Genomic DNA, 10,811 nt, shown 5'->3' on the forward strand with positions numbered 1-10,811 from the left:
TTGCTGGTCGACGGTAGCGAACCCACTGTCGAAAACATTGCGCGCACGTTCACTGCGATGCCCATGCCTTCGCGCGCTGGAATTTATTCGACGGCACAACCCTTGTTTGAAGTGCGCACCGAGTACAACCCGGAAAAGCGCACGGCGGTGCAGATCGTGCCGGCGTTGATCGGCGTGATCCTGAGCATGACCATGATGATGTTCACTGCCGTCGCCATCGTGCGCGAACGCGAGCGGGGCAATCTGGAACTGTTGATTACCACTCCGGCCAGCTCGTTCGAGCTGATGATCGGTAAGCTGCTGCCTTATGTATTCATCGGCTTGATCCAGACCACGCTGATCCTGGCGCTCGGCTCGGTGCTGTTCAATGTGCCCATCAACGGCAACTTGGGCTCGTTGTACCTGGCGGCGTTGTTGTTCATTGCCGCCACGCTGACCTTGGGCTTGCTGGCCTCGACCTTGGCACAGACCCAGATGCAGGCATTTCAGATGTCGTTCTTCGTGCTGTTGCCCTCGATCCTGCTGTCCGGCTTCGTGTTTCCGTTCGAAGGCATGCCGCCGCTGGCGCAATGGATCGCCCAGGTCTTGCCGCTGACTCATTTCATCGAACTGGTCCGCGGCATCGTGTTGCGAGGCGCCGAGCTGGGTGACCTGCTGCTGCCCATCTACAAGCTGATCGGCTTCACGACCCTGTCGTTGCTGGTCGTGACCCTGCGCTTTCATAAGAGTCTGGATTGAGCGAATGTCTCCGGCGCTCGGGCGCACCAAACGCGCGCGGCCGATAGGGGTTGCGCGCCAAACTGGTGCGCCAAGGATCGGTTTTTTACCGTCAGGCTGCTGGTAAGCTGCAGCCTTGCGGTCACCCTGGGTCGCGGTTAGCGGCATAGAACGTGCATTGCAAAGCTTCGCCGCGGTAGTGCAAGGTAGTCTGGCCACGCCACGCACGCCCGGCGGAAATCACAATCCCAATTTTTCCGGCCTCGCACAGCAATGACGACGAGACCGGGCTAGCGCCATCGAGACAGGAGCCACGGGGAATGAAACTCATCAGCGCAATCATCAAGCCGTTCAAGCTCGACGACGTTCGTGCCGCGTTGTCGGAAATCGGCGTGTCGGGCATGACAGTCACCGAGGTCAAGGGTTTCGGCCGGCAACGCGGCCACACCGAGCTGTATCGGGGCGCCGAGTATGTGGTGGATTTCGTGCCCAAGACCCGGATCGAAGTGGCCGTGAAGGACTCGCTGGTCGATCAGGTCACCGAAGCCATCATCAATGCCGCCAAGACCGGCAAGGTTGGCGACGGCAAAATCTTCATCACCGATCTGGAGCGAGTGCTGCGTATCCGTACCGGCGAAGCGGACGATCAAGCGCTTTAACCGTCAGTTGCGATGACAGGCGGCGTACGCCGCCGCCTGCAATCTTTCCTTGCCGTCATGGCAGTGCTGACTGTCGACTGACAGTGGCCGGCGTCCGTTGGACTACAATGCCGCCATGACCGGCGTCATTCGTTTTCATGAAACAGGCGGCCCCGACGTGTTGCGTTGGGAGTCCATCGAGCTCGGCGAACCCGGGCGTGGCGAAGTACGGCTGCGCCATGGCGCGGTCGGCGTGAACTTCATCGATGTCTATGAACGCAACGGGCTTTACCAAAGGCCGTTGCCCTCGCTGCTGGGCAAGGAAGCGTCCGGCGTCATCGAAGCGGTCGGGCCCGGCGTGAAGCATGTGAAGGTGGGTGACCGTGTCGCCTACGCGCAAGGCTCCGGCAGCTATTCCGAAGCGCGCGTCATGAGCGCCGACGACCTGGTCAAGATTCCGGACACCGTTGACGATCGAACTGCAGCCGCGGCGATGCTCAAAGGCCTCACCGCGCAGATGCTGCTGCGTCAGGTGTATCGAGTGAAGAAGGGCGACGCATTGCTCGTGCATGCAGCCGCCGGCGGCGTCGGCACGATCCTCGTGCAATGGGCTCGTCATCTCGGTGCGGTTGTGATCGCCGTGGTCGGTTCAGCCGCGAAGGCCGACGTAGTGCGCGAGCTCGGCGCTCAGCATGTACTACTAAGCGATGACGATTGGGTTGCTCAAGCCAAAGCGATCACCGGCGGCCGAGGCGTCGCGGTGGCGTATGACTCGGTCGGCAAAGACACCTTCATGCGTTCGCTCGACTCCATTCGACAGCGCGGTTTGATGGTGAGCTATGGCAACGCTTCGGGCGCGCCACCTGCCATCTCACCGCTCGAATTGTCCAAGCGCGGTTCGCTGTATCTCACGCGGCCGACGATGTTTCATTTCACTTCGACTCGGCCGGCGCTCACACGAGCGGCGCAAGAATTGTTCGATTTGATGGGCCGCGGTGTGATCAAGGTGCAAATCGGCCAGACGTATCCGCTAAAGGAAGCTGCCCGCGCGCATGCCGATCTCGAAGCCCGCCGCACGACGGGCTCGACTGTTTTGTTGCCTTAATCTCAGGTCGAAGAGATCGGTGCCCAACGCGGCTGCGACGACACGCGGTCGCACCAGCTACGAATGTTGGGATAGGGCGCGAGATCGAAGCCGCCTTCGTGGGACACGTGCGTGTACGCGTACAAGGCGATGTCGGCGAGCGTGAATTGGTCGGCGACCAGATAGTTGCGCTCTCGCAGTCCGTCTTCGAGCACGTCCAACGCCGCGTAGCCGCTCTTTTTCTTTTCGATCAATTTCTCGCCCAGCTCGACCCGCGTCTTGCCCAGCATTTTGAGCCAGAAGCGCACCGTGCCGATGTTGGGTTCGAGGTTGTACTGCTCGAAGCACAGCCATTGCCACATGCGGGCGCGCTGATAGCCGTCCTCGGGAATCAGCGCCGAGCCTTCCGCCAGGAACGCAATGATGGCGTGGCTTTCGGCCAGGAAGCCGCGGCCCGGAATTTCCAGCAGCGGAATGCGGCCGTTGGGATTTTTCGCCAGGAATTCGGGAGTGCGCGACGCGCCCACCTTGATATCGAGCTCGATCAGCTCGTAGGGCAAGGCCAGTTGCTTGAGCACCAAGCGCACTTTGTAGCCGTTGCCGGAAGGCAGGTAGTCATACAGGCGGTACATCATCTCTCCCAAACATCGCACAGGCATAAGAATCAGGAACGCGTTCGACGCTTAATCGAACGTGTGCCCTGAAACATCCTGCCCCGGATGTTTGCAGAGAACTTTTTGTCAGCCTCGTTGGCTGCCGTTAACGTGCGGCCTGGCTTCTTAGGCGCGGAGCGTGGTCGCTCCCCGCAACATTGCCAGTGCACCGCTGCGCACGACTTCCAGGACTTCGCCGAGATTCCCCGCTTCGGCAATGAACCTGTTGATCTGCGCTTCGCTATCGGTCAGTTCGACGGTATAGCTTTCCGCGTCATCCGACAAGACTTTTCCGCCCGCCCTTTGCACGGCGGAGTTGATCGCACCGAGTTGCGAGCGCGGCACGCGCAACTTCAGTAACAACAATTCACGTTCCACGTGCTGATCGCGCGTCACGTCGTCGACGTTGACCACGTCGATGAGCTTGAGCGACTGGTTGACGATTTGCTGAACGACCGCTTCGCTGCCGGTGGTGACCAGCGTCAAGCGCGAGACCGTCGGATCTTCGGTGGGCGCGACGTTCAACGATTCGATGTTGTAGCCGCGCGTGGAGAACAAACTGGCGACGCGCGTCAACGCACCGACCTCGTTCTGTAACAGGATGGAAACGATGTGGCGCTTACGGGAACTCATCGCGGAACCCTTCGAAGTGGCAGGTGTGGTCCAGGCCCCGGATTGAGGCGTCACTATGGTAGTCATCGCGGTCGCGAAGGCCGGTGGCTGGCGAAAAGGCCGGAGAGCATACACCAGCGACCTGCGCAGCCCATCCCCCAACCCCCTGGAGGCCCCTGGTTTGGCCTGCGGTCGGTTCGGGCGCCGCCGAGGGTGTCAAATAGACGCTCAACGCCCCTTCCTGTACGCTGCCGGCGTCGCATAAACCCGGCCAACTGCAGCTCGCCGGGCGCATTTTTTTCCGGAAACAGTCGTGAAACACAGTCCTGCCGCGCTCTCCGCCGCCAGCCATCCGCTCGCGGGCAAGCAGATGTCAGGCGCCGAGATCATTGTCCAGGTGCTCGCCGACGAGGGCGTGGAGACGGTATTCGGCTACAGCGGCGGCGCGATTCTGCCGACATACGACGCGATCTTCGTCCACAACCGCGATGGCGTGAAAGACGGTGCCAAGCCCATGCCGCTGGTCGTGCCGGCCAACGAGCAGGGCGCTGGCTTCATGGCGGCGGGCTATGCACGGGCCACCGGCAAGGTCGGCGTGTGCGTCGTGACCTCGGGCCCGGGCGCGACCAATACGGTTACGCCGGTGCGGGACTGTATGGCGGACTCGGTGCCCATCGTGGTGATCTGCGGCCAGGTGCCGACCAGCGCCATCGGCAGCGACGCCTTTCAGGAAGCGCCGGTGGCCAGCATCATGGGCTCGGTCGCTAAACATATTTTCCTGGTGACTGACGCCGCGAAACTGGAAGCCACCGTGCGGACCGCGTTCGAAATCGCGCGCACCGGCCGGCCTGGTCCGGTCGTCATCGACATTCCCAAGGACGTGCAGAACTGGCGCGGGGCCTTCCAGGGCACGGGCCGTTTGCCGGTGCCGGGCTATCGGCATCGCATGAACCGGCTCCTGCGCAGCACGTTGTCCGACGCACAGTGCGCCGAGTTCTTCAGCATGCTGGGCGAAGCCAAGCGGCCGTTGATTTACGCCGGCGGTGGCGCGATTCAGTCCGGTGCTTCGCCGGCACTGCGCGAGCTGGCCCTGGAATTCAACATTCCGGTGGTGACCACGTTGATGGGTCTCGGCGCATTCGATACGACGCACCCCTTGGCGATGCGCATGCTCGGCATGCATGGCGCTGCGTTCGCCAATTACGCCGTCGACGATTGCGATTTCCTGATCACGCTCGGTGCGCGCTTCGACGATCGCGTCGCCGGCAATCCGCCGAAGTTCGCGCCCAATGCCAAGCGCATCGCGCAGATCGACATCGACGCGTCCGAAGTGAACAAGGTCAAGCCGGTGCATTGGCATCACGTCGGCACGCTGCCCGAAGCGTTGCGAACGCTGCTGGCATACGGCCGTCGCGGCAGTTTCAAGCGTGACTGGTCGGAGTGGGTCGCACATTGCGATCAGCTGCGTAGCACGCATGCGATGAACTACGATCGCGACAGCACGCTGATTCAGCCGTATCACGTCATCGAAGAAATCAACCGGCTGACCAAGGGCGAGGCCATCATCGCCACCGGCGTCGGCCAGCATCAGATGTGGGCTGCGCAGTACTTCGACTTCCGTCAGCCGCGTTTGTGGCTCACCTCCGGCAGCATGGGCACCATGGGTTTCGGTTTGCCTGCAGCCATCGGTGCGCAGCTCGCCAATCCCGACAAGTTGGTGATCGACGTCGACGGCGACGCCAGCATTCGAATGAATCTGGGCGAGCTCGAGACCGTCACCACCTATGACTTACCGGTGAAGATCGTGGTGTTGAACAACTGCGGCGACGGCATGGTGAAGCAATGGCAGAAGCTGTTCTTCAAAGGCCGGCTGTCGGCCAGTGACAAGTCGCTGCACAAGAAAGATTTCATCAAGGCCGCGCAGGCCGATGGTTTCCAGTACGCGGTGCGCCTGGATCGCAAGGAAGACATTCAGCGCGTGGTGCGCGAGTTCATCGAGTTCAAAGGCCCGGCGTTCCTGGAAGTCATGATCGATCCGGATGCCGGCGTCTATCCCATGGTCGGTCCGGGCCAGGCCTATAACGAAATGATTACCGGCCAATACATCGTGTCCCGTAATTCGCCGTCGGAAATCCGACCGCCGGACGCGTCCGAAATGTTCTAGCCGGTGCTGCCGGGCGCTCGCCCGGTGGTGCCCCATCTGGTGTTTTCGAAAGCACGGTCTGCTGACCGTGCTCAGCGCCCGTGGCCGGCTGCCAGCCACCAGCGGCGCTGTGCCCCTCTGTGGCGTTTTTGACCCAGTTCCGTTCCGGCCCCGTCTCGGCCACCGGTCCTTCTTGCCGAAAATTAATACCAAATATTCTAAAAAGCTTCTTACCTGAATGAAGCTACGTAGTTATCCCTGCCTGAACGCCTGAGCATCGACGCTACAGTGTTGTAGCTGAGCCGCGACTTAAAAGCATATCAGGCTCAAAACTTGACGTATTTCACACTTTCAGCTGAATGTTGTATTACAAACACAACAACTCAGGCTTTGAGCTTGGAAAACGCTTGACGACGGTAAGTGAATACCGCAGTTTCCAACACCGTAAAAAATGCCGACGGATGCGGCGTTGAAAGCGCCGCGGACGTCGCGCATCACTGAAACGTATTGGCAACTGGCGACGAATTTATCTACCGGAGAGTGCCGGGCGGATACCGGTTTGCCCGGACTATGTCAGGAGGATTCATGAGTTCGTATTTGCGTTCTAGTGTCCACACCGTTCTGCTCAGCGCCGCTCTGGCGACTGCAGGTGTGGCATCCGCGGCGGAGCCGCAACAAACGACGTTCATCGAAGAAATCGAAGTGATCGTCGTCACCGGTTCGTACATCGAAGGTGCCGCTGAGGATGCAGCGCTGCCCATCGATGTGCTGCGAGCCGAGGATCTGGCCAAGCAGGGCTCGCCCAGCATGGTCGAGTTGGTCAAATCCATCCCGTCGATGCAGGGCGTAGTGGGTGAGGCCAACCAGTTCACTGCGGCCAACACCGTCGGCGCGTCCAACGCCAACCTGCGCGGCCTCGGCGGCGCGCGCACTCTGGTGCTGATGAATGGTCGCCGTCTGGTGCCGTCACCGGCGCCGATCGGTTATGACCTGAACCTGCTGCCGATGGCGGCTCTCGGGCGTATCGAAGTGCTGAAGGACGGCGCGGCTGCGACCTACGGCTCCGACGCTGTCGCCGGCGTGGTGAACTTCATCACCAAGCGCGGCTTCGAAGGCATGTCGGTCGAAGGGGCGTACAGCTACATCGACGGCTCCGATGGTGACTACAACGCCAATATTTCTTTCGGCACCAAGGGTGAGGGTTGGGATCTGTTGCTCGCCGGCGGATATCGTCGCCGTTCCGAGCTGAGCGCTACTGATCGTGATTTCGCGGTGCCCAGCATCACGCAGAATCCGCAGGGCGGCTTCTCCTCCTTCGGTAATCCCGGCACGTTCATCATCCCCGGCGGCACTGTTGCTGCGGGCACCAATGCGTTCCGCGATCCGGCGTGTGCCGCGCTGGGTAACACGCCCACCGGCGTCGCCAGTTGTACGTTTCAGTTCACGCCGTTCGACAATCTGATCGAAGAGGAAGAGCACTACAACGCCTACGCCGAATTCAACATGCTGTTCGGCGAGAGCATCGATTTCCATGTGGAAGCGATGTACGCCGTGCACGACGTGCCGGCAGAACATTCGTCGCCGGCTTACGCTCCGACTCAGGGCGCGACGTTGACCAACGGCATTCCGAGCGCGCCGACGTTCTCGATTTCCAAGAACAATCCGGGCCTCGCCTCCCTCCTGCCGCTGCTGACCACGGCGCAGCAGGCTGCGATCGCGGCGGCTCCGGCACTGGCCGTGAGTGGCTTGCAATGGCGTCCGTTCGGTGTCGGCGGCAATCCGCTGACTGGCGGCGCGAAGGAAGACGAGCGTCTGTTCGACGGCGCGCGCCTGTCCACCAGCCTGAGCGGCGAAACCAAGTTCTTCAATTGGGACGTCGGCCTCACGTACGCGACCAACACGCGCCAGATCAATACGCAGGACATCATCGTGACGCGCTTGCAGGCGGCGTTGAATGGTCTGGGCGGACCGAACTGCGCGACCAACACTCCGGGCGCCAATGGCTGCTTGTGGCTGAACCCGTTCTCGAGCGCGATTCAGGCCAACGTCATCACCGGTGCGCAGAACAACCTGACGTTCAATCCGAACGCGGTCAACACGCGAGAGCTGGCGGCGTGGCTGTATCAGAGCAACGGTTTCGAAGACGAGACCACCAGCTTCGTGGTCGACACCGTGTTGAATGGTCAGATGTCGCTGGGCTTCGAAGCCGGCGACATCGGTTGGGCGGCCGGCTTGCAGTATCGCGAAGAGACTTTCGAACGCGATCCGAACGATCTCACTGACGTTACCAAGAATCCTTGCGTCAACACACTCTCCACCGGTAACACGACCTGCACCATTCAATCCGGCGTGTTCTCATTCTTCGGGCCCGCGACTCCGCAGGACCTGACCCGCGACGTCAAAGCGGTGTTCGGTGAACTGAACATCCCGGTGCTGGAGAGTCTGTCGGCTCAGGTCGCGTTGCGCTATGAAACATACGGCGGCAGTGTGGGCTCGACCACCAATCCGAAGTTCTCGTTGCGTTGGCAAGCGCTCGATTGGTTTACGTTGCGCGGCTCGGTGGGTAGCACCTTCCGCGGCCCGCTGCAGACTCAGCTGGTCAACTCGCCGACCACCAACCTGGCCTTCACGCCAGCGGCCGGCGGTTACAAGACCTACGACATCTTCGGCAGCAGCAATCTGAAGCCCGAAGAAGCGTTGACCTTCAACGTCGGCATGATCTTCAAGGCGGGCGGCTTCAATGCCACGCTGGACTACTGGAGCTACGACTTCGAGGACGCGCTGGAAAACGAGAGCGGCACCGAAATCGTGGCGGCGTTCTTCGGTACCACCGCGCCGACCGCGGCGGTGCCGAATCCGCCCAACCAGTGCGACAACGCGGCGTTCGATCGGCTGCAGACTCGCTTCACCTTCCAGAACAACGTTTGCAGCATCGGCAATCTGCTGCGCGTTCGTACCAACACCATCAACGGTCCGGACCAGCGAATCTCCGGTATCGATGCCGGGGTGTCGTACTTGTTCGACGACGTGATCGGCGGCGACCTGCTGGTCGGCGTGGATGCGACTTACACGCTGGAGTACGAGCGTGATGCGGCGATCGTGGAAGGCATCCAGATCCAAGCGGCCAACGACTTCGTCGGCACTCGCGGTGCGTCGGGCATCGGTGCCGGCACGCTGCCTGAGATTCGCGGCGCAGCCTTCGTCGACTATTCGACCAACTGGCTGGCGGCTCAGGGCGTGCGCCTGACGGCTCGTTACATCGATGGCGTCACCGACGTGCGTGCTGGCCTCGCCACCGCGACCACGCGGGGTGTGGAGATCGGCTCGTTCCTGACGTACGACTTGGTGTATCGCCTGTCGTTGCCGGCGCAGACCACGCTCACCGCCTCGGTGATCAACCTCACCGACGAGGATCCGCCGTTCGTGCGTCTGGATCTGAGCTACGACCCGTTCATCGCCAATCCGTACGGCCGCTACTTCAAGCTGCTGCTGAACAAGAAGTTCTAACGGACGCGTCAACGCTGGAGCAACCGGCGCCACGGATCGGTGGCCGGTGGAGGCGGGGCTTTAACCAGCCCCGCCTTTATTTTTGTAACGAATTTATTCGGCGAACAGGCCCATGAGCATGGGCTTCTCATATAACTCGTGCGTCTGCTCGCCGGTGGCGCCCGGCACCCACCAACGGTATTCGGCCGACGCATTCAATGTTGCTGACAGCATTTGCGCGCCGATCATCGGATCGACTGCGCGAATCGAGCCAGCGGTAATGCCGTCCACAATCACGCCGGCGAAACGATTCGACACGCGACCATAGGCTTCGATCATTTCCTGGCGCATGGAAATCGGCAGCGCCACCAGTGCCGAGGTGCGCAACAGCGGGCCGCGATCCGACATTTGATAACCGATCAGCGCGGCGGCGAGTGTCATCAACTGTTGCCACTGATCGTTGCTCTGGGCGAGCACGGTGCGTTGAATCAGTCGCATGGTGTCGAAGCTGCGCTTGAAGCACGCCACCACCAAATCGTCCTTGGCATCGTGGTGGTAATAGAACGAGCCCTTGGTGACATTCAAGCGCTCGGAGATTTTTTCCACCGAGGCGCCGCGATAGCCGCGCTCATTGATGAGGCGGGTGGCGGCGATCAGGAAGGTTTCCTGGGCGGCCGTGGTCTGAGTGGCCGGCGGCAACATCTCGTCCAGCGAAACCTGCACCGGCTGCCAGGCGCGGCCGGGTCCGGCGAACCCGTGTAACAAAATGTCACACATGCGTGCGTGGGCCCGCTCGAAGTCGTCGGTATCGTAACGGCGCAGCCAGATGACAGCCCAAAACACTTGCTCGCTGAGGATGTGAGCACGTGCGGCTCGTTGTGTCGGCGTCATCCAATCGCAGTCGGGCGCTTCGAACAGCGCGCACAGCTTGGCGAAAAAACGGCGGTAAGCATCGCTGACCACGGTGCGCTGTGGTTTTTGCAACGTGCGCATGTCGCCGAACAAGGCAATCGGTGGCTCTTCGCCGGCCAGCACTCGGCGCCGCAGCTCCAGCCACAATTGTAACAATCGCTGTACGCGAACCCGTGCGTCCGTTTCCTGGAGCGCAGCATCGACCACGGCATCGACCCTAGCGATGGCATCGAGAAAGCAGGCAACCGCCAGATCTTCTTTCTTGCGGAAGTAATAAGTAACGCTGGTGGTGATCAGGCCGACGCGGCTGGCGACGTTGGCCAAGGTCATGCCTTTGACGCCGTCGCGATTCAAAATCTCGCTGGCGGCAGCGACGATAGCCTGTTGCTTGCGCGCGTACTTGGTGTCGCCGGCGGATTTGCCGGCCTTGTCCGAACCAGACATCCGGGCTGCTCTCGAGGGTGGGGCGGGGTGCGCGTCACGCCCCCGCAGCCGGCCCCGGTAGAAGATTTAGAAAAGACCAGCAGCGCCCCACCCGCCCCCCCCCCCCAACGGGACGACGCCCG

Annotated in this window: 8 protein-coding genes; 5 read left to right on the forward strand and 3 right to left on the reverse strand. The window is 61.4% G+C overall.

Features of this window, described 5'->3' with window-relative positions; translation table 11 throughout:
* The 3 genes from JNL55_RS29440 to JNL55_RS29450 all read left to right on the forward strand — a co-directional run.
* A partial coding sequence (locus JNL55_RS29440) for an ABC transporter permease (RefSeq protein ID WP_293863050.1) occupies positions 1-738 on the forward strand: 738 nt, incomplete at its 5' end.
* Positions 739-1,037: 299 nt separating this feature from the next.
* Positions 1,038-1,376, forward strand: coding sequence for a P-II family nitrogen regulator (locus tag JNL55_RS29445; protein WP_116807733.1), 339 nt, complete (start codon positions 1,038-1,040; stop codon positions 1,374-1,376).
* A 115-nt stretch (positions 1,377-1,491) separates the two neighbouring features.
* Positions 1,492-2,460, forward strand: a complete 969-nt coding sequence (locus tag JNL55_RS29450; RefSeq protein WP_293863053.1) for a quinone oxidoreductase family protein — start codon at positions 1,492-1,494, stop codon at positions 2,458-2,460.
* A 2-nt stretch (positions 2,461-2,462) separates the two neighbouring features.
* On the opposite strand, the gene JNL55_RS29455 is transcribed toward JNL55_RS29450, so the two are convergent.
* Positions 2,463-3,071, reverse strand: a complete 609-nt coding sequence (locus JNL55_RS29455) for a glutathione S-transferase family protein (RefSeq protein ID WP_293863055.1) — start codon at positions 3,069-3,071, stop codon at positions 2,463-2,465.
* A gap of 147 nt (positions 3,072-3,218) precedes the next feature.
* Entirely contained in the window at positions 3,219-3,725 is a 507-nt protein-coding gene (ilvN, locus tag JNL55_RS29460) for an acetolactate synthase small subunit (RefSeq protein WP_293863057.1), read from the reverse strand.
* 349 nt (positions 3,726-4,074) lie between these two features.
* On the opposite strand from ilvN, the gene ilvB reads away from it, so the two are divergent.
* Positions 4,075-5,868, forward strand: a complete 1,794-nt coding sequence (gene ilvB, locus JNL55_RS29465) for a biosynthetic-type acetolactate synthase large subunit (RefSeq protein WP_415923186.1) — start codon at positions 4,075-4,077, stop codon at positions 5,866-5,868.
* Positions 5,869-6,432: 564 nt separating this feature from the next.
* Positions 6,433-9,354 carry a TonB-dependent receptor domain-containing protein gene (locus JNL55_RS29470; protein ID WP_293863061.1) on the forward strand — a complete coding sequence of 974 codons (2,922 nt, stop codon included), beginning with the start codon at positions 6,433-6,435 and terminating at the stop codon, positions 9,352-9,354.
* Between the two features lie 93 nt (positions 9,355-9,447).
* Here JNL55_RS29470 and JNL55_RS29475 read toward each other — a convergent pair whose 3' ends face one another.
* The gene (locus tag JNL55_RS29475) at positions 9,448-10,689 is read right to left on the reverse strand and encodes a TetR/AcrR family transcriptional regulator (RefSeq protein WP_293863062.1); all 1,242 of its coding nucleotides are present in this window, start codon (positions 10,687-10,689) and stop codon (positions 9,448-9,450) included.
* Between the last annotated feature and the right edge of the window lie 122 nt (positions 10,690-10,811).

This window comes from Steroidobacter sp. (assembly GCF_016790065.1).
GTDB lineage: Bacteria > Pseudomonadota > Gammaproteobacteria > Steroidobacterales > Steroidobacteraceae > Steroidobacter.